The sequence below is a fragment of the Streptosporangium saharense genome, from assembly GCF_014203715.1.
GTDB classification, from domain to species: domain Bacteria; phylum Actinomycetota; class Actinomycetes; order Streptosporangiales; family Streptosporangiaceae; genus Streptosporangium; species Streptosporangium saharense.
In genome coordinates, this window is the sequence record NZ_JACHJP010000010.1 from 207,325 (window position 1) to 229,513 (window position 22,189).

The window sequence follows — 22,189 nt, forward strand, 5'->3', positions numbered from 1 at the left end:
CAATGAACCTGTGATGGCCGGAGAATGACCGGGTGCCTCAACGGACCTGCTAGGGTGGTGGTTTGTCACAACAACTAGCGCAATGGCCCGGAGTATCCCATTAGTATCAACCATAATGGAGCGAAGGCAACCCGTCAAATCGAGCTGGAGAGGGAGCAGGAGTATGTCTCCGGGCTCTACGAGCGGCTCGACCTGCTGCGCGAACGCACCCAGCGGCAGTTGGACGAGGTGCTGGCCCAGGGCGGGGGCGGCGGTACGCACCAGAACCGCTCCGAGCGTGACAGTTTCGCCGGGATGTACGCCCAGCGTCTCGGCCGTCTGTGGGCGGTGGAGAACGGCCTGTGCTTCGGACGGCTCGACGGCGCCGACCAGAGCACCCTCTACGTCGGCCGCATCGGGCTGGCCGACGACGACCAGCGTCGGTTGCTGATCGACTGGCGGGCCCCGGTCGCCAGGCCGTTCTACGCCGCGACCCCCGCGGCCTCGATGGGCGTGGTGCGCCGCAGGCACCTGCAGACCAGGGCCCGCACGGTGATCGGGATCGACGACGACCTGCTCGACCTGGACAACCTCACCGAGGAGGACGTCAGCACCCTCAACGGCGAGGCCGCGCTGCTGGCCTCCATCGACGCCAGGCGGACCGGCCGGATGCGCGACATCGTGGCCACGATCCAGAACGAGCAGGACCGGATCATCCGCTCCGGCCTCGACGGCGTGCTGGTCGTGCAGGGTGGCCCCGGCACCGGCAAGACCGTCGTCGCCCTGCACAGGGCCGCCTACCTGCTCTACACGCACAGGGAACGGCTCGCCCGCAGGGGCGTGCTCATCCTCGGGCCCAACCTGACCTTCCTGCGCTACATCGAACAGGTGCTGCCCTCCCTCGGCGAGACCGACGTGCTGCTGTCCACCGTCGCCGAGCTCTACCCCGGCATCACCGCGACGCGCAGGGAGCGCCCCGAGGTCGCCGCCGTCAAGGGTGACGAACGGATGGCCCAGGTCGTGGCCAGGGCCGTACGGGAACGGCAGCGGGTGCCGCGCAAACCGGTGGAGATCCGCCTGGACCGCTACACCCTCACCCTCGACGGGCGGCTGCTCGACGCCGCGCGCAACCGGGCGGCCCGGTCGAGGAGGCCGCACAACGAGGCCCGCGCCGTCTTCGTCCGCCACCTGCTCAACGCCCTCGCCAGGCAGGCCGCCCGCCTGATCGGCAAGGGCACGATCGACGACGACGAACTGGCCGACCTGCGTGAGGAACTGCGCACGGAACAGCCCGTCAAGGCCGCCCTGAACAGGCTGTGGCCGTACACCACCCCGCAGCAGTTGCTCATCGGGCTGTTCACGTCGAGGGAGCGGCTCGACTACGCCGCCGCCGAGCTGGGCGAGGCCGAGCGCCGCCTGCTGCTGCGCGAGCCGCCCCGCAAGGGGGAGGGCTGGTGGGCGCCCTCCGACGTGCCGCTGCTCGACGAGGCCGCCGAGCTGCTCGGCGACATCGACCCCGCGGTGCTGCGGGCCGGGGCGTGGATGGCGGAGGAGGAACAGGCCGCCGCGCGCTCCGCCGCCGAGGAGGAGCAGCGGCACCGGCTCGACTACGCCAGGGAGGTGCTCGAACTCACCGGCCTTTCCGAGATCATGGACGCGGAGCGGTTCGCCGCCAGGCACATGGACGACGAGGCCTACCTCACCACCGCCGAGCGCGCCGCGAGTGACCGCACCTGGGCCTTCGGGCACGTCATCGTGGACGAGGCGCAGGAGCTGTCGCCGATGGACTGGCGGATGGTGATGCGGCGCTGCCCGAGCCGTTCGATGACGATCGTCGGCGACCTCGCGCAGACCGGCTCCTCCGCGGGCGTGCGCTCCTGGGGCCGGATGCTGGACCCCTACGTGGCCGGGCGCTGGCGGCAGGAGGAGCTCACCGTCAACTACCGCACCCCGAGCGAGCTGATGGCCGTGGCCGCCGACGTGCTGACCCTGGTCGGGCCCGGTCTGAGCGCGCCGACCTCGGTCAGGGAGACGGGCACCCACCCGTGGGCCGCCTCCCCGGCGACCCGCCTGCCCGAACTGGTCAAATCCGAGTCCGTCGAAGGTGGGCGAACCGTCGTGATCGTGGCCGAGTCGTCGGCCGAGAAGACCGGGGAACTCCTCGCCGAGTCCGTCGAAGGAGCCGTCAGGGGACGCGGCACCGCCGCGCTGGACGCCCCGGTCTCCGTCATGACCGTCGCCGAGGCGAAGGGGCTGGAGTTCGACGTGGTGATCGTGGTCGAGCCGGAGCTGATCCTTGGGGAGTCCCCGCGCGGCGCGAGCGACCTTTACGTCGCGATGACCCGGGCGACCCAGCGCCTTGGCGTCGTGCACACCGGGTCACTGCCCGAAGCGCTGGCTCGACTTGAGCGACATCGGATCACATGAGAGCATTGACGGCTCTCGTCGATCATGCCCCAGCTGCGGAAACTTGGTGTTTCCGCTGTTGGTGACACGGTTGACATCTGCGCTGGGGTCGGTAGTTTGCTGCCCAGTCCAGCACGGGACTGGCCGGTTGGCCGTCTTTCGGCATCGCCGGTTCCTGCGCCCGTGACGGGGGGTCACCCCGTCCGTACAGCCAGGCGCAGGGCGGGCGCTTCGTCGAGGCGGGGCACCCCATCCGGGCGGGGGGTTGGACCCAGGAGGGGCCTGGACACCCAGTAGACAACGGCAATCCGCGCTCGCCGCCGACGGGACGGAACCGGTCCGAAGGGTCGTCCGGGCCCTCTTCCCGCTCCCGTGCGAGCGCGCAAGCGTCGGGGCGGTTCCCAGCCGGGAGCCGCCCCGTTGCCGTTCCCGGGGCCCTCGGAGAGGCCTCTGAACTCGTGGTTTGGAACAGGCGCCGCAGACGCTTTGGGAGAGAGGCGGTGGAGCGGTACCGTTCGGGCTAGAAAGACGGGTCAGGATCGGATGTCAACCCGTCCCCCGTGTCATCGCATGTCATCGAGGAGCCCCGCCCGTGGTGCAGGAGAAGACGGCCGGACCCGCCCCGGGCGCCCCGCCCGAGGCGGCACCGGTCGCGGCGCCCACCGCGCGCGGGCGTCTGGCCTCGCGGGCCGTGGGAGCCGTCGCGGGCGGGGTGCTGCTCTATCTGGCCTTCCCGCCGATCGGGCTGTGGTTCCTCGCGCCGTTCGGCGTCGCGCTGCTCACCCTCGCGGTGCGCGACGTCCGCGCCCGCCGCGCGCTGTGGCTCGGCCTCCTCGGCGGCCTCGCCTTCCTGCTGCCCGCCCTGCACTGGGTCAGCCCCATCGGCACCGACGCCTGGCTGGGCCTGGTGGCCCTGGAGAGCCTCTTCTACGGCGCCTGGGCGGTGGGCGCCACCCTGACCTCCCGGCTGCCCCTGTGGCCGTTGTGGGGCGCCGCGCTGTGGGTGGCGATGGAGTGGGCGAGGGGGACGTTCCCGATCGGCGGCTTCCCGTGGGCGCGGGTGGCCTTCAGCCAGGGAGAGACGCCCTTCACCCCCTACGCGGCCCTCGGCGGCGCGCCGCTGGTGAGCTTCACGGTCGTGCTGTGCGGCGGGCTGCTCGCGCTCACGGCCCTCAGGGGGTCCCGCAGGGCCGGTCCCCTGCCGGTCGTGCTGCCGCTGGTCGGGGCGCTGGCCGTACCCGCCGCCGCGCTGGGCGTGCCCAGACCGCAAGACGAGGGCAGGACCGTCACCGTCGGGGTCATCCAAGGCAACGTCCCGGGCAGGGGCATGCACCCCCTGGGCGACGAACCCGCCGTGGTCCTGGGCAACCACGTCCGCATGCTCCACGAGATGGCCCAGGCCGTACGGCAGGGCACCGTCGCAAAACCCGACCTCGTCGTGCTGCCGGAGAACTCGACCGACATCGACCCCTACCGCAGCGACTTCGCCAGGGCGCAGCTCGACGCGGCGGTCAAGGACATCGGGGTCCCGGTCCTGGTCGGCGCCGTGGTCGGGATCGGCGAGAACAACCGCGCCACCCGCAGCCTCGTGTGGGACCCGGTCACCGGGCCCGGCGCCTACTACGACAAGCAGAAACTGGTCCCCTTCGGGGAGTACACCCCGTTCAAGGACGTCGTGCTCGCCCTGTTCGAACGGGCCGCCCTGGTCGGCAAGCAGTCGGTGGCCGGAACCCGCGACGGGGACCTGAAGCTCGGCCCGGTGACCGTCGGCGCGATCAACTGCTACGAGGTCGCCTTCGACGACGTCGTGGGCGGCACCGCGAGGACCGGCGCCAGCCCGCTGGTCGTGCAGACCAACAACGCCACCTACGCGCTGACGAACCTGCCCGCCCAGCAACTGGCCATGTCCCAGTTGCGCGCGGTCGAGCACAACCGGGCGGTGATCACCTCCGCGATCACGGGTATATCCGCCTACGTGACCCCCCAAGGAAAGATCGCCTGGCGTACCGGTGAGCTGGTTCCCGCCTCCGGCGTCCTCACCGTCCCGGTGCGGACCGCCCAGACCGTCGCCACCCGTGTCGGCGCACTGCCGCAGTGGCTCCTGATACTTGTCGGCGCGGGCGCGCTCGTCGCCTCCCGACCGCAGAGAAAGCGCATCCCGGCCCCCAACCAGGGCCCGGCGGACGAGCAGGTGGGAGAAGCATGATGGAGCAGATGCTCGGCCGGGTGCTCGTCATCGTCCCGACGTACAACGAGCGGGACAACCTGCCGATGATCGTCGGCAGGCTGCGCGCCTCGGTGCCCGAGGCGCACCTGCTGGTCGCCGACGACAACAGCCCCGACGGCACCGGAGAGGTCGCCGACGGCATCGCGGCCGAGGACGACCACGTCCACGTGCTGCACCGCCCCGGCAAGCAGGGGCTCGGCGCCGCCTACATCGCGAGCTTCCGCTGGGGGCTCAAGGAGGGCTACGACGTCCTCGTCGAGATCGACGCCGACGGCTCCCACCAGCCGGAGGAGCTGCCCAAGCTGCTCAAGCGGCTGACCCGTGGCGCCGACCTGACGATCGGCTCCCGGTGGGTGCCCGGCGGCAGGGTCGTCAACTGGCCCGTCCCCAGGGAGCTGCTGTCGCGCGGCGCCAACCTCTACACCCGGCTGATGCTCGGCATGCCGGTCCGCGACGCCACGGCGGGCTTCCGCGCCTACCGGGCCTCGACGCTGGAGAAGATCGGGCTGGACAACGTCCAGTCGCAGGGCTACTGCTTCCAGGTGGACATGACCCTGCGGACGATCCGCAACGGGCTGCGCGTCGCCGAGGTGCCCATCACCTTCGTGGAGCGTACGGCGGGAGCCAGCAAGATGAGCCGTGGCGTCTTCGTCGAGGCGCTGTGGCGGGTCACCGTGTGGGGCCTGACGGGGCTCCCGCGGCGGCTGCGCCGTACACGCTGAGCGAACATCGGGCCGGACGGGGCGGGGTGCGGAACGCGCCGCGCCCTCCGGACGTTGTCACTGTCGTACGGCCCTGTCGCGTGAGTCGAGGAAAAGATGCGCTCTGTGCTGCTCCTGCTCTTCCTGATGGTCCCGGTCCTTGAGGTCCTGGTGCTCATCCAGGTCGGCCAGGTCATCGGCGGCTGGCCCACGTTCCTTCTCCTGCTGGCGGGCAGCGCGCTCGGCGTCTGGATCGTCCGCAGGGAGGGCCGCAGGGCCTGGAAGAACCTGCAGGGCGCGCTGCAGAGCGGCCGGATGCCCGAGCGTGAGCTCGCCGACGGCGCCATGGTCGTCGCCGGTGGCGCGCTGCTGCTCTTCCCCGGCTTCGTCACCGACGTGGCGGGCCTGCTGTTCCTGCTGCCCTTCACCAGGCCGCTGGTCCGCGGGTTCGGCGCCCGTTTCCTGGCCCGCAGGGTCGACGCGCTCGCCAGGACGGTTCCCGGCGCGGGCACGCCGTTCGGCGACATCCCCGGCTTCCCCTTCGGGGACGTCCAGCGGCCCGGCTCTGGTCCCGTCATCCACGGCGAGGTCATCCGTGAGGAGCCGGGCGCGCGGGAGCCACGCGACCCCCGTCGCGGCCTCACCGAGCACTGAGACCTCCCGAAGACAGGCCCGTCCCGCCCGGGGCGGGCCTTTTCGTTGCCCAGACCGCCTGGACGGGCAGCTCCAGTGGTTCACAAGTCATCCGCCAGATGATCACAAGAGGGCATCCGTAGCGTCCCCTTCCGTAAGGCACGAAACGCCGGGACGTCGCTCCCGGCACGGCAAGGAAGGGGGAGGCTCGTGAAGGACAACAGGATCAGCCTTGAGGACCTGGCGCTTGAGGGCGCCGAGCTGTCGGAGGCCGAGCTGGGCGAGGTGTCCGGTGGTCGCTGGCACGTGACCTGGTACATCAAGGGCAAGCCCGCCGAGTGGTCGGTCTGAGCTTCGCCACGATGACATCCGCCGCCGGCCGGGTTCCCACCCGGCCGGCGGTCCGGTTTCCGAACGCAAAGTACGGCGAGGGCGGCGTGATCCTGATTCTGAGCGACCGGCGGGACGAGGCGGTCGAGATGGTGCTCGCCGGGCTGAGGCGGCGCCGGGCGCCGGTCACCTGGTGGGATCCCGGCGACTTCCCCGCCAGAGGCCACCTGACCGTGACCTTCGGCGACGGGGGACACCGCCTCGTGCTCGATCCCGGGACGGGCGAGACTCCCCTGGACCTGGCCGAGGTGCGCGCGGTGTGGCGGCGGCGCCCCAACCCGCCGACGCCCGCGGCGAACGTCACCGACCCCTCCCACCGCCGTCACGTCGTCTCCCAGGCGCGGTTCCTGCTCGACGGCGCCTGGGAGCTCACGTCCGCCCGGTGGATGCCCGCGCGCGGGGAGACCGAGCGCCGGGCGCACAACAAGATCGTTCACATGGCGCACGCCGTCGCCCTCGGTTTCCGGGTGCCGGAGACCGTCTACACCAACGACCCCCGCGAACTGGTCCCCGCCCACGGGCGGGCCGGGGGGCGTCTTGTCGCCAAGCAGATCGACTCGGCGGAGTTCACCCTCGACGGAGCCGACCACCGCGCCTACACCACCGTCGTCACCCGGCGCCACCTGACCTCGCGCCACCGGCTCGGGCACGAACCGGTCATTCTCCAGCCGTACGTCCCCAAGGCGGTCGAGCTGCGGGTGATCGTGGTCGGCGAGCGGGTCTTCGCCGCCGAGATCGACTCCCAGGCGTCACGCACCGCGAAGGACGACTGGCGGCACTACGACGACGACCGGGTGCGCTACGGCGCGCACCGGCTCCCCGGCGACGTGGAACGCCGGTGCGCGGACCTGGTGACCTCGCTCGGCCTGTCCTACGGCGCGATCGACCTCATCCTCACCCCGGAGGGGGAGTACGTGTTCCTTGAGATCAACCCCAACGGCGCCTGGGGCTTCGTCGAACAGCGGGCGGGGCTGCCGGTCGCCGACGCCATCGCCGACTGGCTGGCCACGGCCGGGACAGGAGAAGGGCGATGAGCGACTTCGCCACCGCGCTCGAATCCGGGGTGCGGCTGCTGCGCGGCCTGCCCCGCCGCCGCGCCCACGTCGAGGAGGCCAGGCGGGCGGCGGCCGGATGGGCGCTGGAGCACCCGGACCTGCGGGCCCAGCTCGTCGTGGACGAACGGCCAGGCACCCCCGTTGTCGACTTCGACCTCCTGGTCGAGGACCCCCGGGGAGGTACGGTCGCCCTCACCGTCCAGACCGAGGACGGTGTGCCCTGGCTGGTCGATCATTCGACGCACTGGGCCGCTGGGCAGCTCGTCAGCGTCGACGACGTCCACCTGTCGGTCGCCCAGGCGTTGACCATGATCAAATCGCTGTCGCGCCGGGACACGACGCCGCACGACGAGATCGTCGACCAGTGCCTGATCCTCAACGAGGTCGCGGACGAGACGGAGCCGGTCCCCACGGAGGACCTGCAGGCCGCGGCCGACGAGTTCCGCAGGGGCAGGGGCCTGTACGACAGGGCCACGACGCTGGCCTGGCTCGCCGAGATGGGCATGACGCCCGAGCGGTTCGAGACCTACATCGGCGGCGTCGCCAGGCGCAGGGCCTTCCGGCGGCGCAAGGAGGCCGAACTCGGCGCGGCCCGCCTCGCGGCCGACCCCCGGGCGTTCGACCTGGTGCGCGCGGTCTGGATCACCGGGCGGGAGAACGGCGTCGCGGCCCACACGGGCGACCTCGCCCGCGCCGCCGACGGGGGACTCGCCGCCCTCGCGGCCGCAGGAGACGTCGAGACGACGATCGCCGAACGCCCGGCCCTCGACCTCCCCGAGCCGCTGCGTGACATGGCACCGGGGGAGACGGTCGGGCCCGTGCCGTACGGCGGGGCCTTCCTGGCGGGCACGGTGCTGGCCCGGCACGAGGCCCGCGAGGATGAGCGGACGCTGGCCGCCGCGGGACGGGCCGCGTTCTCCGAGTGGCTGGCCGCGCGCCGGGCCCGGGCCACGATCGAATGGCACTGGTCGTGAGCGACGGCATCTACCGGGAGGAGTCCCTGCGCCGCTACCGGAACCGGGTCAGACGCGAGGACGTCCCGCTGACGGTCGGGACGGGCAGGCTGGTCGCGCTCTGGGCGCTCGTCGCGCTGCTGCTGGTCGCCGGGGGCGTCTTCGCCCTTGCGCTGGGGGAGCGGCTGGGAGGCGGGGCATGAGACGCGTGCCCGTCGTGCTGCAGAACAGCGCGACCGAGTGCGGGGCCGCCTGCCTGGCGATGGTCCTGTCCTACCACGGCAGGCGCGTCTCGCTGCAGGAGATCAGCGACCGGCTCCAGATCGGCAGGGACGGCCTCAGCGCCAAGGCGCTGCGGGAGGGGGCCGTCGAGTGCGGCCTGAAGGCGCGGGCCTTCTCGCTGGCCCCGGCCGACCTGGAGCGGGTGCCGATGCCCGCGATCGTGCACTGGGAGTTCAAGCACTTCGTGGTCGTCGAGCGCTGGGCGCGGGACCGGGTCGGCATCGTCGATCCGGGACGTGGCCGCCGCAGGATCACCGCGGAGGAGTTCGACGAGGGCTTCACCGGCGTGCTGCTGGCCTTCGAGCCGGGACCCGGTTTCGAGCGGGGCCGATCGAGCGCGGGCGCCGCCTGGCGCCGCCGGTTCGTCCGGGCGCTGCTGGCCCGCAGGAAGGGGCTGCTCGCCCAGGTGGTCCTGGCCTCCCTGCTGCTGCAGCTCCTCGGCCTCGCACTGCCGTTCTTCTCCGAGGCGCTGGTCGATCGCGTCCTGCCCTCGGGGGCGCGTGACCTGCTCCCGATGATCGGGATCGGGCTGGCGCTCGCCGCCGTGACCCAGTTCGCGGTCGGCTATCTGCGCTCGGTGCTGCTGGTGGCGATCAGGGCGAGCGCGGACGCGGAGCTGACCGGTGGCGTGGTCTCCCATCTGGTCGCCCTGCCGTACCGCTACTTCGCGCTGCGTGGCAAGGGCGACCTGATGACGCGGGCGGGAAGCGTCGCGGTGCTGCGCGACATGCTGACCGGGCAGGTTCTCTCGGCGCTGCTCGACGGGCCGCTCGCGCTGGGCTACATGGTTCTCGTCTTCGGCTGGGACGCGGTCATGGGGCTGTGCCTGCTCGGCTTCGCCGCGACGCAGGTGCTGTTGCTGCTGGCCACGGCCCGCAGGGTCAGCCTCCTGACCCAGGAGGAGCTCAGCGCCTTCTCCGCGACGCAGAGCCAGCTCGTCCAGGCCATCGGCGGCATCGAGACGCTGAAGGCGTCGGGAGCCGAGCACCGGGCGGTCGAACAGTGGTCGCGGCACTTCACCACCCAGCTCAACGCCGACATGCGGGGCGGGCTGGCCCAGGGGCTCCTTGAGGCGGCGCTCGGCACCCTGCGCCTGCTGGCCCCGCTCGCGCTGCTGTGGATCGGGGCGTGGCGGGTGCTCGACGGGGAGCTGACGCTGGGCGCGCTGCTCGCGCTCAACGCCCTGGCCGCCGCGGCGCTGACCCCCCTCGGCTCGCTGATGTCGAGTCTGCAGGGGCTCCAGCAGGCGGGGGCGCACTTCGACCGGCTGTCCGACATCCTCGCCTCCGAGCCGGAGTCCGCGGCGGGCATCGAGGTGCTCAGGCTGCGCGGGTCGATCGAGCTGCACGGGGTTGGCTTCCGGCACGACCCCCGGGGGCCGTGGACGCTGCGCGGCATCTCGGTCTCGATCAGCCCGGGGCAGAAGGTCGCCCTGGTCGGCCCCTCTGGGGCGGGCAAGAGCACCCTGGCGAGGTTGTTGCTGGCCCTGCACAACCCCTCCGAGGGGCGGGTCAGCTACGACGGGGTGCCGCTGACGGAGCTGAACCTGCGCTCGCTGCGGCGTCAGTTCGGTGTCGTCACCCAGGAGCCGTCGCTGTTCACCGGGTCGATCAGGGAGAACATCGCGCTCAACGCCCCGGACGCGCCGATGGACCGGATCGTGCAGGCCGCCGAGCTGGCCTGCCTGCACGAGGAGATCAGCGCGATGCCCATGGGCTACGAGACCGTCCTCATGGAGGGCGGCGGCCTGTCCGGCGGCCAGCGGCAGCGGCTCGCGCTCGCCCGCGCGCTGCTGTCCCGGCCCAGGATCCTGCTGCTCGACGAGGCGACCAGCCACCTCGACAGCACGACGGAGGCGCGGATCGAGGCCAACCTCGGCTGGCTCACCCAGACGCGCATCGTGATCGCCCACCGGCTGAGCACCGTGAAGGACGCCGACCTCATCCTGGTGGTCGACCAGGGCGGGATCGTCGAGCGGGGCACCCACGAGGGCCTGCTGGCCAGGGGCGGCCGGTATGCGGCCCTGGTCGCCGCGCAGACCGACAACGCCGAACTCCCTCTTGGGTAGGTGATGTCCGAAAACCTGGTTTTCCTATCAGCTTTATGGGTATTTTTGGGGACAAAGCCTGGTTTGAGGATGTGGTGGTGTGTCGTACGACGTCGGGATCGTCGGAGCCGGAGTCCACGGGGTCAGCGCGGCCTTCCACCTCGCCCGCAGGGGCGTCTCGACCGTCGTGTTCGACCGGAGCACCCCGGCCTCGGGACCGACGGGACGTTCGGGCGGCATCTGCCGGGCCTACTACACCGATCCCTTCCTCGCCGAGGTCGCCCACGAGGGCATCGCCTTCCTGGCCGACTTCGGTGAGCGGACGGGCGGGGGACAGTCGGGCTTCCGCCGTACCGGGGCGTTCTACCTGCACGGCCCCGACGACGTCCAGGCGGCCCGGGAGACGGCGGCGCGCCTCGGGCCTGGCGCGGAGACCCTCGGCCCCGAGGCGCTGCCCCAACTGGAGACCGAGGGTGTCGCGGTCGCCGTGTGGGAGCCGGGGGCCGGGTACGCCGACCCCTTCGCCACCACGCTCGGCCTGGCCGAGGCGGCACGCGGGCACGGGGCCGAGTTCCTCCTCGACCGGCCCGTGGTCGCGATCGAGGAGGGTGCCCGTGGGGTGACCGTCACGACGGCCGACGGGAGCACGCACCACCTGGGCACGCTGCTGGTGGCCGCGGGGCCGTGGACGGCGCCGTTGCTGCGGCCCCTCGGCGTCGACCTGCCGCTGACCGTGGAGCGGCACGTCGTCGCGATCCTGGAACACGATCCCGCGGACGCGGCGGGGCTCGTGCCGTACGTGCTGATCGACGTGGCCGGGGGCTACTACTCGACCCCGCAGCCGCGCACGCAGTATCTCGTCGGCGGGGTGGTGCCCGCCTCCCCGGCCGATCCTGACGACTTCGAGCGTACGGTGACCCCCGAAGAGACGGTCAGGCTCGCCACGGTCTCGGCCAGGCGTTCCCCGGCCCGGCGCAGGGCCGTACCCGTCGGAGGATGGGCCTCGCTGTACGACGTCAGCCCCGACTGGCAGCCGGTGACGGGCCGGGTCACCGAGCACGTCCTCGTCGACGCCGGGACCAGCGGGCACGGGTTCAAGCTCGCTCCCGCCTGGGGGGAGCACGTGGCCAGGCTTGTCCTCGGTGAGGCGGATCCCCGGCTCGCGGCCTTCGCGCCGTCCAGGTTCGAGGGCGGCGGCGAGCTGGCGGCGGGCTTCGGGGCCGCCAGAATCCTGGGCTGAGGGGAGGGTTACCCTCGTCCGGGAGCAGTCCCGTGCGAGAGGCCCGCGGAGAGGCAGGGAGCGCCAGCATGACCGCATACGCGGACAGAGCCGACGTCGTCGAGGTCAGGTCGGTCGGCTGGGACGACGCCGCGGCCGTCGCGCTGCGCGGGGCGATGACGGAGGAGATGGGGGCGAGATACGCCGACCGGGTCGCGGGCAACCCCGACTACCTGCCCCGGGGCATGCACGTCGAGGCGCACACCGTGGCCTACACCGGGGTCGCCTACGCCGGGGCGGACCTCCCCGTCGGCCACGTCGCACTGCGCTGGCTGGGCGACGACCTGGAGCTGAAGCGGATGTTCGTCGCGCCCTCCCACCGGGGGACGGGCGTGGCCCGCGCGCTGCTCACCGCCGTCGAGGAGGCGGCCCGCGCGCTCGGCGCCCCCAGGATCATCCTGCAGACGGGCGACCGCCAGCCGGACGCCGTGCGGCTGTACGAGCGGGAGGGCTACGTCGCCATCCCGCTCTTCGCGCCCTACGAGCGCCTCGCGGGCTCCCACTGCTTCGAGAAACGCCTCTGAGGGCGGCTCACGACGACGGCCGGTACGGCGGAGCGCTCCGCCGTACCGGCCGCTGGTTTGAAAAGGTCCGTCCACGTCCCCGCGGGCGGGAACCGGTGGGGGTCCCACCCGCGGGTTCACCCGTGATGCCCGCTACCGCGCCGCGGGCTCCGGGCTGTCGACGTAGACCCTGCCGAAGTCGACGAGCGGGGTGTAGCCCCTGAAGTTACGCTCGACCTCGGCCTTCTCCGCCGCGTTCGGGTAGGGGTTGGTGCAGCTCGTGCCCGCGCTCGCACCGGACATCAGGTCCGAGCACAGACCGGTGCGGCGGTCGGGCAGTCCCAGCACGTGACCGATCTCGTGGGTCGCGATGCGCAGCGGGTTGTGGCCCTCCGCGGTGGCCTGCCTGCCCATCCAGATCGTGCCGCGGCCAAGGCTGGTCGGCTGGGTGCGGGGCCAGCCGTTGTCCGCGTACACGACGAAGTCGGCTGGGCTGCCGGCGACCAGCCGCACGTTGGTGACGCTGGAGTTCCACACCTGTGCCGCCTGGTCGATCGCGGAGCGGAACTCGGCGGCCCGGCTGGCGTCATACCTGAGCACCCGTACGGCGACGGCCTCGCCCGAGGCCGTCCCCGCCTGCGCGGGGGTGACGGTCGCGAGGAAGGCGAGTCCGAGGACGAACGCGACGGTCAGGCGGATGATTCTCAACACTTTGCTGGTCTCCTCGGTCTGGGGGGTAACGCCGGGAGGAGGGCGGTCAGCCGATCTTGAGGGTCAGCCCGTAGGTCTGCAGGATCTCGTTGACGGGCTGGTAGTAGGTCGTGCCGCCCGAGGAGCAGTTGCCGGAGCCGCCCGAGGTGACGCCCTGGGCCTGGCTGCCCGAGATGAACGAGCCGCCCGAGTCGCCGGGCTCGGCGCAGACGCTGGTGCGGGTCACCTGGTAGACGGTGCCCTGGGAGTAGGTGACGGAGGTGTTGTGCTGCTGGATGGTCCCGCAGCGCCAGCCGGTGGTGGAGCCGGAGCGGCAGATGGAGGAGCCGACCGGGGCCTGGGTTGAGCCCTTGACGATGACGTTGGTGCTGCCCGACTTCACCCACGGCTGCGGGGTGTGGCCGGGGGTGGCGACCCAGGCGTAGTCGTTGGTGGGGAACGACGAGCCCTGGAAGGTGCCGGAGGGGTTGCTGGTGGTCTGGCCCGCCCTGCCGCAGTGGCCCGCGGTGACGAAGCCGGGGGTGCTGCCCCTGGTGACGGGGAAGCCGATGCTGCAACGGCTGCCGCTGCCGATGTAGTACGGGTCGCCGCCCCTGAGGTTGACGTAGGTCTGGGGCTGCTCGCCGGAGACCTGGACCCGCGCGACGTCGCCGCCGAGCCCGGCCGCCGACAGCAGGGCCTCGCCGGCCTCGCGCTGCTTGGCGACCACGACGACGCTGTTGGTCGGCAGGTCCACGTACCACAGAGAGGCGCCCGCCTGCGCCTGGGCCGGTGCCTGGTCAAGGCGGGCCTTGAGCGCGTCGAGCTGGGCGAGGGAACGGCTGACGACCACGGGCAGGGCGCCCTTGGCCTTGATGGCGGAGACCGACGCCGGGTCGCTGGTGGCGACCAGGAGCTGGGTGGCGTCGGCGTTGAGCCAGGTACCGGCGTATCCGGCGCCGAGCGTCCTGCTCAGGAGAGCCTCGGTGCTCGCGGCGCGGGCCTCGTTGGCCAGCCGGGTGACGGCCTGCTCCGCGGTGAGGCCGAGGTCGCGCTGGAGTGCCTCGATCATCGAGGGGGCGGGCTGCGCGGCCGGCTGTGCGGATGCGGGGGAGACGGTGGCCGCGAGGCAGAGGGCGGCGACGGCGGCGCCGGACAGGAGGGAACGCTTACTCAACATATGCACTCCTTGTGAGGGGTGCTGTCAAAGTATTTGTCAGGGCATGCCTGGGCAATGTGGCAAAAACTCCCTACCGCAGTGGTATGACGTCACCGCGTTATGACCCCTGCTCAGCGGGGGCTCCCCGTGCCATCCGCATGCCTTCTGGGCCGGATCGGCGGCCTCTCCGGGACGGCGCGGCCTCGGCGATGTAGGGGCGCGGGGATGGCGGGACGAGCTGTCCCCCCGAGGGCTGCCCGTCCCGCCGTCGCCCTCCGCCCACCGCCCGCGAGGGACCCGCGAGCGTCTCTCCAGCGGGGTGAGGCGACCGAAACGGCGAACGCGTGATCGTCGCCGGTTGTTCCCGGTTCTTCGGCCACAGATCAGTCAGTGGGGGCGCATATCCCCCATTTCCTGACAACGATCACGTGGGGGAGCGTCAAACCCCCGGTCCTGGGCCAGGCGGAACCCCCGGGGATAGATTGCTTGACTCACGGCTCACACGGATATCGCGCCCGGCACGGCCTGGGGCGGTCACAGGAGGATGCGCGCGATGACCCACCAGCCTGCCGAGGACGGCGAGCTCGGGCTGGAGGAGGAGCGGCCGCTCCCTCGGCGTCTCGAAGCGCCCCGCTGCCCCAGCACCGAGTCGGGACGCCGGTGTGTCCTGCCGGTCGACCACGAGCTGGGACATGTCTACCCGCACCGCAAGGCGGCCGTCTGACCTACAGGCCCCGCAGCGCGGGCAGCAGCTCCTTGGCCGACCAGTCGAGGAACTCCCGCTGGTGCTCGTGGCCGATCTGGACCAGGGCGACGTGTGTGAAGCCCGCCTCGGTGTAGCGGCGCACCGCCTCGACGACCGCCTCCAGGTCCGGGCCGCACGGCACGGTCTCGGCAACGTCCTCGGGGCGCACGGTCCGCGTGGCGGCGTCGAAGTTGACCGGCGCGGGCAACTCCGCCATGACCTTCCAGCCGGGGACGGACCAGCGCCACAGCCGGTGGGCCCGTTCCCTGGCCGCCTCGGCGTCCTGGCCGTAGGAGACGGGAAGCTGACCGTAGACCGGCTTGCCCCGCCCTCCGGCGGCGGCGAACAGCCCGACCAGGTCGGCGTCGGGATCGGTCGCGACGAGCGCGTCGCCGTACTCCGCGGCGATCTCCCCGGAGCGGCCACCCGAGGCGGCGATGGCGATCGGCACCGGGTCGTCAGGCAGGTCGAACAGCTTGGCGGAGTCCACGTCGAAGTACTCGCCGTGGTAGGTCGTGTAGTTCCCCTCGAACAGCTCCCTGATGATCTCCACGGCCTCACGGAACATCTCGTGCCGGGTGTCCACGGGAGGCCAGCCCTCGCCGATCACGTGCTCGTTGAGGTTCTCGCCCGCCCCCAGGCCGAGCGTGAAGCGCCCCCGCGTCAGCTCCCCCATCGTGGCGGCCTTCTGCGCCACGACCGCCGGGTGGTAACGCATGATCGGGCAGGTCACGTACGTCATCAGCGGCAGCCGCTCGGTGGCCTGCGCCGCCGCGCCGAGCACCGACCAGGCGTACGGCGAGTGCCCCATCTCCTCGATCCACGGGAAGTAGTGGTCGGAGATGACCGCGTAGTCGAACCCTGCCCGCTCGGCCTCGGCGACGTCCTCGACGAGCTGCCGGGCGGGAGTCTGCTCACACATCATCGTGTAACCGATCGCTACCATGCCCCGGTCCCTACCCTCCGCTTCCACGAGACTCGCCCGGAAAGTCGGGATCTGGAGGTTCTTTGCCGTACGGCTAAGCCGCCACTCCGTCGAATAGCATGTGATCGGCCGCCAGGACGAGAAGAACGGAACAGGTCTCCATGTTCGACGAGAAGACACAGGAGACCCTCAGGCGCCTGCTCGACCTCGCCGGGCATCCCTCGACCTCGCAGCCCGAACGGGCCCTGGCGGTGGCGCGGATCAGGGCGCTCGTCATGGTCCCCGAGGGAGACGCCAGACGCGCGCCGGTCACCACGTCCATGGACGCCGACATCCTCAGGAGGATCAGGCCGCTGACGCGCCGGGTCGAGGAGGACGTGGTCGAGGAGGTGCACGGCGACCTGTACGCCTTCGGCACCCGGCACCGCGTGATCGGCGAGGTCGCCGACGAGATGGCCCACGTCCTCGAACGCTGGAGCGGCGCCGTCCCCGAGCGGCGGCACCGTCACGAGGAGGCGGTGCGGACCGCGGCCGCGAAGCTCACCTACCTGCTGGAGCGCCGTGACCTGCTCCGCAGGCCGGGATGGCGGGCCCGCACCCGCTAGGAAGGCGGGACGTGCACCTCGACGGTCCTGCCATCCGGGTCGTGGAAGAGGTGACGGCCGGGAGTGAGCGTCGTGCCGTCTATGGCCAGGCCGGGGTCCACGGTGAACCCGAGACGCAGCGCGCCGGTCGTACGCCGCGGTGACGAGGGATAGAGCTCGAAGACGGCCCCGTCGCCCAGAACGGCGGCGTAGTGCGCGGGACCCGTCCCGTGCCGCTCGCCCCTGAGATCGAGCCCGAGGGAGGCGTAGAAGGCGCGACAGGCCTCAAGGGCGGGGGTGTAGATCACGATCAGGGTGGGGCTCGGTGCCATGCGTCCTCCTACGGTTTCGCGGGCACCGACCAGGCTGTCGGACGCCGTTGTCAGAACAGCCGGTCAAGGCGGCCAGGTGATCGGCCGGGGAGATCCAGGCCGTCAGATCAGGCCGAGGGAGAGCATCGCGTCCGCGACGCGCTTGAACCCGTCGATGTTGGCACCGGCCACGTAGTCGCCGGGCATGCCGTACTCGTCGGCGGTGTTCAGGCAGCGGGCGTGGATGTCGCGCATGATCTGCTGCAGGCGGTTCTCGGAGAACTCGAAGGTCCACGAGTCGCGGCTGGCGTTCTGCTGCATCTCCAGCGCGCTGGTCGCGACCCCGCCCGCGTTGGCGGCCTTGCCGGGGCCGAAGGCGACGCCCGCCTCCTGGAAGACGCGGATGCCCTCCGGGTTCGTGGGCATGTTGGCGCCCTCGCCGACGGCGACGCAGCCGTTGCCGACGAGCAGCCCGGCGTCACGGCCGGTGATCTCGTTCTGGGTCGCCGACGGCATCGCCACCTCGCAGGGCACCTCCCAGATGCTCCTGCCGGAGACGAAGACGGCCTGGGAGCCCCTGCGCTCGGCGTAGACGTTCATCCGCTGGCGCTCGACCTGCTTGACCTGCTTGAGGAGATCGAGGTCGATGCCCTTCTCGTCCACGACGTATCCGGAGGAGTCGGAGCAGGCGACCACGACGCCGCCGAGCTGGCGGATCTTCTCGATCGTGTAGACGGCGACGTTGCCCGACCCGGAGACCACGACGCGCTTGCCCTCGAAGGACGTGCCACGGGCCTTCAGCATCTCGTCCACGAAGAACGCGCAGCCGTACCCGGTGGCCTCGGTGCGCACCTGCGCGCCGCCGTAGGTGAGGCCCTTGCCGGTGATCACGCCGGACTCGTAGCGGTTGGTGATGCGCTTGTACTGGCCGAACAGGTAGCCGACCTCGCGTCCGCCGACGCCGATGTCACCGGCGGGGACGTCGGTGTACTCGCCGATGTGGCGGTAGAGCTCCGTCATGAAGCTCTGGCAGAAGCGCATGATCTCGCGCTCTGAGCGGCCCTTGGGGTCGAAGTCCGAGCCGCCCTTGCCGCCGCCGATCGGCAGGCCGGTCAGGCTGTTCTTGAAAATCTGCTCGAAGCCGAGGAACTTCACGATGCCGAGATAGACCGAAGGGTGGAAGCGCAGGCCGCCCTTGTAGGGGCCGAGGGCGCTGTTGAACTCGACCCGGAAGCCACGGTTGATGTGGACCTCGCCGCGGTCGTCCTCCCACGGGACCCGGAAGATGATCTGCCGCTCCGGCTCGCAGATCCGCTCGATGATCTTCGACTCGGCGTACTCGGGGTGCTTGCCGAGCACCGGTCCTATGCTTTCCAGCACCTCGCGGACGGCCTGGTGGAACTCGATCTCCCCCGGGTTGCGCCGGAGCACGTTCTCGTAGATCGACGACAGTCGCTCATGCAGCATCAGGTGATTCCCTACCCCTCGTAGTAGGCGCATTTCTGCGCCCCACCTTAGGGGGAGGTGTCCGGCGCGTCCCAATCGCCCTCCCAGCGTACGTGGCCGCCGTCCAGGCCCGGACGGCGGCCACGCGCGGGGCTCAGGGGCGCTTCTCAGGGGCGCAGCACGACCTTTCCCGTCGTACGGCGGGCGAGGACGTCGCCGAGTGCCCTGCCGGCGTCGGCGAGGGCGTACTCGCGGCCCGCGATGGGGCGGATCCTGCCGGAGCCGGTGAGTTCGAGCAGCTCGCTGAGCTGTGCCCGGTAGCCGCCCGGCCTGGCCAGCAGCGGCCTGATCCAGAAGCCCGCCACCGCGACGTTGGTCTCAAGGAGACGGCCGACGTCCACCGGGCTCGGGTCCTTGTGCGAGGCGGTGCCGTAGCTGATCAGGCGGCCGAACTCGGCGACCGCGCCGAGCGCCGCGTCGAAGACGTCACCGCCGACCGCGTCCAGGATCACGTCGGCGCGGTTGCCCAGGTTGGCCTCGATCACCCGCTCCGCGTAGCCCTCCGCCGAGCCGTCGACTGCCGCGTCCGCGCCCAGGCTCAGCGCCAGTTCGAGCTTCTCCGGGGTCGAGGCGGTCGCGATCACCCTGCCCGCGCCCAGCTCCCTGGCGAGCTGGACCGCGAGGTGGCCGACGCCGCCCGCCGCCGAGTTCACCACGACGCTCTCGCCCTTGCGCACCCGCGCCGAGGTGCCCAGCAGGTGCCAGGCGGTCAGGCCCTGGATCAGCAGCGCGAGGGCCTCGCCCGCGACGGCCTCCTCGGGCAGGTCAACGACGTCGTCCACCTTGATCAGGGCCTTGCTCGCGTAGGCCTGCCTGGCCAGGCCCATGACGCGGCGCCCGTCGGCGGTCCGCCCGACGACCTCGCTGCCGGGAATGAACGGCAGGTCCGGAGGAAGGTAGGTCCCGGCGATCCGCTCGGCGTCGGCGTAGTTCACCCCGGCGGCCTCGACGTCCACGAGGATCTCGTCCGGGCCGGGCACCGGGTCGGGCACCTCGGACTCGGTCAGCGTCTCAGGGCCGCCGAGCCGCGTGATCTGGATGGCGCGCATGAATGTCCTCTGGTCGGTCGGTTGGTTGTGCCGGTCAGCGTAGGAAGCGCCACGAGCATGAACCAGGGGCCCGGCTTCATGAGATCGTGTTTTCCATGAGCGGCGTTCATATAACGTCTGCGGCGTGACCAACGAGGATCTGACGGCGAGTGAACTACGTGTTCTGGTCGCCGTCGAGAGGCGGCGTGGCTTCTCCGCCGCCGCGGCGGAGCTCGGTCTCACCCAGTCCGCGGTCTCCCACGCCGTGCGGGCGGCGGAGCGCAAGATAGGCACGGTGCTGTTCCGGCGCGGGCGCACCGGGGCGCGTCCCACGGCGGCGGGCGCCGCGGCCGTCGGGCACGCCAGGCGCATCCTGCGGCTCATGGACGTCATGAAGGCCGAGACGCACGCGGCCTCCGTGGGCGACACGGCGGGGACCATCAGGGTCGCGGCCTTCCGCAGCGCCGCCTTCCACCTGCTGCCCATCGTGCTCGCGCGCTTCGCCAGGCGCCACCCGAAGGTCACGGTGGACGTCCGCATCGTGCCCGAGCTGGGCAGGGGCATCGCGGGGGAGGTGCTCGACGGCCGGGCCGATCTCGGCATCGCCACGCTTCCCTCCCGGGTGAACGGGCTGGTCGGCCGTGACCTGTTCGCCGAGCCGTACGTGCTGGCCTATCCCGCGGGGCATCCCTGCCCGCGCAGCCTGCCGATGATCGACTGGCACGAGAACTGCTCGGCGGAGACCAGGACGTGGCTGGCCAGGCAGGCGTGGATCCCGCCGGGTGACATCCAGGTCGAGGACGACGGGGTCGTGGTCTCCATGGTCGGCTACGGTCTCGGCGCCGCGATCGTGCCGAGGCTGACCCTCGTGGACGCGCCGCCGAAGGTCGCGATGGAGGACCTCGGGGAGGACCCGCCGATGCGGCACGTGGGCTACGTCACGACCTCGGAGATGCTCAGCTCCGTCGTCGTCCGCGACCTGGTCGGCGAGCTGCGGGCTCACTGCGCCGAGCGCTTCGCCGCGGCGGGCTGAGCCCCCGGCCTCTCAGCGTCCCGGCGAGGGCCAGGGGTTGGGGCGGCAGCCGTACAGGGACTTGGTCTGCTGGAGCATCACCGGGGCCCGCCTGCCGGGTCCCGGGCAGCTCACGTGGCCGTGGCCGAGCCCGTGGCCGACCTCGTGGTTGATGACGTACTCGTGGTAGGAGGCGACGTCACGGCCGTATCCCCTGGCGCCCGCGTTCCAGCGCCTGGCGTTGATGACCGCGCGCCCGTGGTTCCAGCACGACAGGGCGCCGAAGGTGACCAGCGGCCTGCACATGCGGTCGGTCATCGTGGGGCTGGACAGGGAGACCCTGATGCGCACCGGGCCCCGCCGTACCCGCTGGAACCGGAACCCCCAGCTCCTGCGGTCGTTGAGGACGCGGTGCACCTCGTCGGCGAACTCCTGCCCGTCGAAGGGCAGCCCGCGCTCGACCTCGACGACGTACCGGATCACCTTGCCCGGCCTGCGTCCCCTGGGCGGGGGAGGGGCGGCCTCGCTCGCGACGACGCGGTAACGGCCACCGGCGGAGGCGGGCACGGAGACCCGCCGGGGCTGACGGCGCCCGTTGGCCAGCAGGAACGTCCGGTCGGGCCCCGTACGGCGCGCGGCCTCTGTCGGGGTCGGCGGCGCCGTGGGAGTGGGCGTGGAGGTCGGGGACCCGGTGGGCGCCGCTCCGTCCGCCCGCGCGGGGAGCGGCGCGGGCTCGTCGCGCTCCCTGACGGGATGACCGGTCAGTACGGCCAGGCTCCCGATCGCGAGCGTGGCCGAGATGCTGACAGCAAGGACCCACAAAAAGGGCTTACGCTCGCTGAGCCGTACGTTCCTCGACATAGGCCGTAAACCATATTACCGATCGGCACCTCCCTCACCTCGGGAGGCCGTCGGCGGCCGGAGATGTTCCTCTCCCCCGGACGATGGATTAACGACATATTCGGATTTTAGGAAATATGTCCCCCAATGGGCTTCTTCGGGAGCCCGGGACGACGGTCATGCTCGGGTCCCTTCCTCGGATTTCACGGCACCCGCCCACGTCGCCGCCGACAGCCACATCAGTGACGCACAGCCCAGCAGGTGGACCACGCTGGTCAGCACTGTGTCGGGCAGCGGCGCCAGTACGGCGAGCAGCGGCAGGAAGAACCCGTAGCCCGCGGCGGCGGGCCAGGGCAGCACCCGGGCTCTGAGCATCGAGAGGCCGAACAGGACGACACCGGTGACGAACACGACGACGGAGCCGAGCAACGCCAGCCTGGTCGGCCCCTCCAGCACCAGGGAGGCCGTGCTCTCGTCAAGGAAGAAGACCACCAGGTTCAGCGAGAACGCGACGCCGGCGAACAGGCCGAGGCCCACGACGTTCACCGCGTACGCGATCGCCCCCAACCGCCCGGCCGCGGCGCGCTGCCGCAGGTGGAACGCGGTGACCGCCGGGGCGGCGAAGGCGCCTCCGATCCCCGCGACGAAGCTCGTCGCGGGGGTTTCGCCGGTGAAGGGCTCGATCACCCCCGGGATGCCGAGGGAGAGGCCGGTCAGGACCCCGCAGATCGCGCCGAAACGCAGTAACCAGGAGATGGACATGTGAAGAACTCCTTTTCGCGTGATCCGGTGGGTTTTCCGCGTGGACCGACGACGCCCGGACGATCTACGGGACGGCTCTCCGGTCGAAGGCGCCGTCTACGGACGAGACGACCGTAGGAACGGCGCGATCCGGCGCGGAAGTGCCGTGGGTACCGGTGAGCGCGTCCTGAGG

22 protein-coding genes are annotated in these 22,189 nt (G+C 71.6%); 14 read left to right on the forward strand and 8 right to left on the reverse strand.

The window, feature by feature from the left end:
- Positions 1-105 precede the first annotated feature (105 nt).
- The 11 genes from FHS44_RS33225 (at position 106) to FHS44_RS33275 (ending at position 12,476) form a co-directional block, all read left to right on the forward strand.
- Positions 106-2,406 carry a HelD family protein gene (locus FHS44_RS33225; protein WP_184722413.1) on the forward strand — a complete coding sequence of 767 codons (2,301 nt, stop codon included), beginning with the start codon at positions 106-108 and terminating at the stop codon, positions 2,404-2,406.
- Between the two features lie 571 nt (positions 2,407-2,977).
- Positions 2,978-4,591 (forward strand): apolipoprotein N-acyltransferase, encoded by a 1,614-nt coding sequence (lnt, locus tag FHS44_RS33230; protein ID WP_184722133.1) that lies wholly within the window; start codon positions 2,978-2,980, stop codon positions 4,589-4,591.
- On the forward strand, positions 4,591-5,334 hold the full coding sequence (locus tag FHS44_RS33235) for a polyprenol monophosphomannose synthase (RefSeq protein WP_184722415.1): 744 nt from the start codon (positions 4,591-4,593) through the stop codon (positions 5,332-5,334). Before lnt ends, FHS44_RS33235 begins: the two co-directional genes overlap by 1 nt.
- A gap of 96 nt (positions 5,335-5,430) precedes the next feature.
- Complete coding sequence (locus tag FHS44_RS33240) at positions 5,431-5,967, forward strand: FxsA family protein (RefSeq protein ID WP_184722136.1); 537 nt, start codon at positions 5,431-5,433, stop codon at positions 5,965-5,967.
- A gap of 189 nt (positions 5,968-6,156) precedes the next feature.
- Positions 6,157-6,297 carry a putative ATP-grasp target RiPP gene (locus FHS44_RS33245; protein WP_184722138.1) on the forward strand — a complete coding sequence of 47 codons (141 nt, stop codon included), beginning with the start codon at positions 6,157-6,159 and terminating at the stop codon, positions 6,295-6,297.
- An 86-nt stretch (positions 6,298-6,383) separates the two neighbouring features.
- Positions 6,384-7,370, forward strand: a complete 987-nt coding sequence (locus FHS44_RS33250; RefSeq protein WP_184722141.1) for an MvdC/MvdD family ATP grasp protein — start codon at positions 6,384-6,386, stop codon at positions 7,368-7,370.
- Complete coding sequence (locus FHS44_RS33255; protein WP_184722144.1) at positions 7,367-8,365, forward strand: TIGR04500 family putative peptide maturation system protein; 999 nt, start codon at positions 7,367-7,369, stop codon at positions 8,363-8,365. Before FHS44_RS33250 ends, FHS44_RS33255 begins: the two co-directional genes overlap by 4 nt.
- Positions 8,350-8,547: a hypothetical protein gene (locus tag FHS44_RS33260; protein ID WP_184722147.1), complete on the forward strand. Its 198-nt coding sequence runs from the start codon at positions 8,350-8,352 to the stop codon at positions 8,545-8,547. Before FHS44_RS33255 ends, FHS44_RS33260 begins: the two co-directional genes overlap by 16 nt.
- On the forward strand, positions 8,544-10,694 hold the full coding sequence (locus tag FHS44_RS33265; protein ID WP_184722150.1) for a peptidase domain-containing ABC transporter: 2,151 nt from the start codon (positions 8,544-8,546) through the stop codon (positions 10,692-10,694). Before FHS44_RS33260 ends, FHS44_RS33265 begins: the two co-directional genes overlap by 4 nt.
- 79 nt (positions 10,695-10,773) lie before the next feature.
- Complete coding sequence (locus FHS44_RS33270) at positions 10,774-11,913, forward strand: NAD(P)/FAD-dependent oxidoreductase (protein ID WP_184722153.1); 1,140 nt, start codon at positions 10,774-10,776, stop codon at positions 11,911-11,913.
- A 68-nt stretch (positions 11,914-11,981) separates the two neighbouring features.
- Positions 11,982-12,476: a GNAT family N-acetyltransferase gene (locus FHS44_RS33275; RefSeq protein ID WP_184722156.1), complete on the forward strand. Its 495-nt coding sequence runs from the start codon at positions 11,982-11,984 to the stop codon at positions 12,474-12,476.
- Positions 12,477-12,608: 132 nt separating this feature from the next.
- Here the strand turns inward: FHS44_RS33275 and FHS44_RS33280 are convergent, their stop codons facing one another.
- Both FHS44_RS33280 and FHS44_RS33285 read right to left on the reverse strand, forming a co-directional pair.
- Positions 12,609-13,166 (reverse strand): snapalysin family zinc-dependent metalloprotease, encoded by a 558-nt coding sequence (locus tag FHS44_RS33280; protein WP_184722159.1) that lies wholly within the window; start codon positions 13,164-13,166, stop codon positions 12,609-12,611.
- A 46-nt stretch (positions 13,167-13,212) separates the two neighbouring features.
- Positions 13,213-14,325 (reverse strand): S1 family peptidase, encoded by a 1,113-nt coding sequence (locus FHS44_RS33285; protein ID WP_184722162.1) that lies wholly within the window; start codon positions 14,323-14,325, stop codon positions 13,213-13,215.
- 532 nt (positions 14,326-14,857) lie between these two features.
- Between FHS44_RS33285 and FHS44_RS33290 the strand changes: the two genes are divergently transcribed.
- The gene (locus FHS44_RS33290) at positions 14,858-15,028 is read left to right on the forward strand and encodes a hypothetical protein (RefSeq protein ID WP_184722165.1); all 171 of its coding nucleotides are present in this window, start codon (positions 14,858-14,860) and stop codon (positions 15,026-15,028) included.
- A 1-nt stretch (position 15,029) separates the two neighbouring features.
- Here the strand turns inward: FHS44_RS33290 and FHS44_RS33295 are convergent, their stop codons facing one another.
- Positions 15,030-15,995: a TIGR03557 family F420-dependent LLM class oxidoreductase gene (locus tag FHS44_RS33295; RefSeq protein WP_184722167.1), complete on the reverse strand. Its 966-nt coding sequence runs from the start codon at positions 15,993-15,995 to the stop codon at positions 15,030-15,032.
- A gap of 140 nt (positions 15,996-16,135) precedes the next feature.
- On the opposite strand from FHS44_RS33295, the gene FHS44_RS33300 reads away from it, so the two are divergent.
- The gene (locus FHS44_RS33300) at positions 16,136-16,579 is read left to right on the forward strand and encodes a hypothetical protein (RefSeq protein ID WP_184722171.1); all 444 of its coding nucleotides are present in this window, start codon (positions 16,136-16,138) and stop codon (positions 16,577-16,579) included.
- On the opposite strand, the gene FHS44_RS33305 is transcribed toward FHS44_RS33300, so the two are convergent.
- The 3 genes from FHS44_RS33305 to FHS44_RS33315 form a co-directional block, all read right to left on the reverse strand.
- Positions 16,576-16,890, reverse strand: coding sequence for a VOC family protein (locus FHS44_RS33305; RefSeq protein ID WP_184722174.1), 315 nt, complete (start codon positions 16,888-16,890; stop codon positions 16,576-16,578). The genes FHS44_RS33300 and FHS44_RS33305 overlap by 4 nt on opposite strands.
- A gap of 102 nt (positions 16,891-16,992) precedes the next feature.
- Positions 16,993-18,336 carry an NADP-specific glutamate dehydrogenase gene (gene gdhA, locus FHS44_RS33310; RefSeq protein ID WP_184722177.1) on the reverse strand — a complete coding sequence of 448 codons (1,344 nt, stop codon included), beginning with the start codon at positions 18,334-18,336 and terminating at the stop codon, positions 16,993-16,995.
- Positions 18,337-18,482: 146 nt separating this feature from the next.
- Positions 18,483-19,424 carry a quinone oxidoreductase family protein gene (locus FHS44_RS33315; RefSeq protein WP_184722180.1) on the reverse strand — a complete coding sequence of 314 codons (942 nt, stop codon included), beginning with the start codon at positions 19,422-19,424 and terminating at the stop codon, positions 18,483-18,485.
- 124 nt (positions 19,425-19,548) lie between these two features.
- Here FHS44_RS33315 and FHS44_RS33320 point away from each other — a divergent pair, with 124 nt between their 5' ends.
- Positions 19,549-20,436, forward strand: coding sequence for a LysR family transcriptional regulator (locus tag FHS44_RS33320; RefSeq protein WP_184722184.1), 888 nt, complete (start codon positions 19,549-19,551; stop codon positions 20,434-20,436).
- A 12-nt stretch (positions 20,437-20,448) separates the two neighbouring features.
- Here FHS44_RS33320 and FHS44_RS33325 read toward each other — a convergent pair whose 3' ends face one another.
- Together FHS44_RS33325 and FHS44_RS33330 are read right to left on the reverse strand one after the other, a co-directional pair.
- Entirely contained in the window at positions 20,449-21,276 is an 828-nt protein-coding gene (locus tag FHS44_RS33325) for a DUF3152 domain-containing protein (RefSeq protein WP_184722187.1), read from the reverse strand.
- Positions 21,277-21,432: 156 nt separating this feature from the next.
- Complete coding sequence (locus FHS44_RS33330; RefSeq protein WP_184722190.1) at positions 21,433-22,017, reverse strand: hypothetical protein; 585 nt, start codon at positions 22,015-22,017, stop codon at positions 21,433-21,435.
- Between the last annotated feature and the right edge of the window lie 172 nt (positions 22,018-22,189).

Excerpts from the sequence above, each read along its gene's own strand:
- FHS44_RS33235 (WP_184722415.1), top strand. The coding sequence starts at position 4,591 with ATGGAGCAGATGCTCGGCCGGGTGCTCGTCATCGTCCCGACGTACAAC.
- FHS44_RS33240 (WP_184722136.1), top strand. The coding sequence starts at position 5,431 with ATGCGCTCTGTGCTGCTCCTGCTCTTCCTGATGGTCCCGGTCCTTGAG.
- FHS44_RS33255 (WP_184722144.1), top strand. The coding sequence starts at position 7,367 with ATGAGCGACTTCGCCACCGCGCTCGAATCCGGGGTGCGGCTGCTGCGC.
- FHS44_RS33260 (WP_184722147.1), top strand. The coding sequence starts at position 8,350 with ATGGCACTGGTCGTGAGCGACGGCATCTACCGGGAGGAGTCCCTGCGC.
- FHS44_RS33265 (WP_184722150.1), top strand. The coding sequence starts at position 8,544 with ATGAGACGCGTGCCCGTCGTGCTGCAGAACAGCGCGACCGAGTGCGGG.
- FHS44_RS33275 (WP_184722156.1), top strand. The coding sequence starts at position 11,982 with ATGACCGCATACGCGGACAGAGCCGACGTCGTCGAGGTCAGGTCGGTC.
- FHS44_RS33285 (WP_184722162.1), bottom strand. The coding sequence starts at position 14,325 with ATGTTGAGTAAGCGTTCCCTCCTGTCCGGCGCCGCCGTCGCCGCCCTC.
- FHS44_RS33290 (WP_184722165.1), top strand. The coding sequence starts at position 14,858 with ATGACCCACCAGCCTGCCGAGGACGGCGAGCTCGGGCTGGAGGAGGAG.
- FHS44_RS33295 (WP_184722167.1), bottom strand. The coding sequence starts at position 15,995 with ATGGTAGCGATCGGTTACACGATGATGTGTGAGCAGACTCCCGCCCGG.
- FHS44_RS33300 (WP_184722171.1), top strand. The coding sequence starts at position 16,136 with ATGTTCGACGAGAAGACACAGGAGACCCTCAGGCGCCTGCTCGACCTC.
- FHS44_RS33305 (WP_184722174.1), bottom strand. The coding sequence starts at position 16,890 with ATGGCACCGAGCCCCACCCTGATCGTGATCTACACCCCCGCCCTTGAG.
- gdhA (WP_184722177.1), bottom strand. The coding sequence starts at position 18,336 with ATGCTGCATGAGCGACTGTCGTCGATCTACGAGAACGTGCTCCGGCGC.
- FHS44_RS33315 (WP_184722180.1), bottom strand. The coding sequence starts at position 19,424 with ATGCGCGCCATCCAGATCACGCGGCTCGGCGGCCCTGAGACGCTGACC.
- FHS44_RS33325 (WP_184722187.1), bottom strand. The coding sequence starts at position 21,276 with ATGTCGAGGAACGTACGGCTCAGCGAGCGTAAGCCCTTTTTGTGGGTC.
- FHS44_RS33330 (WP_184722190.1), bottom strand. The coding sequence starts at position 22,017 with ATGTCCATCTCCTGGTTACTGCGTTTCGGCGCGATCTGCGGGGTCCTG.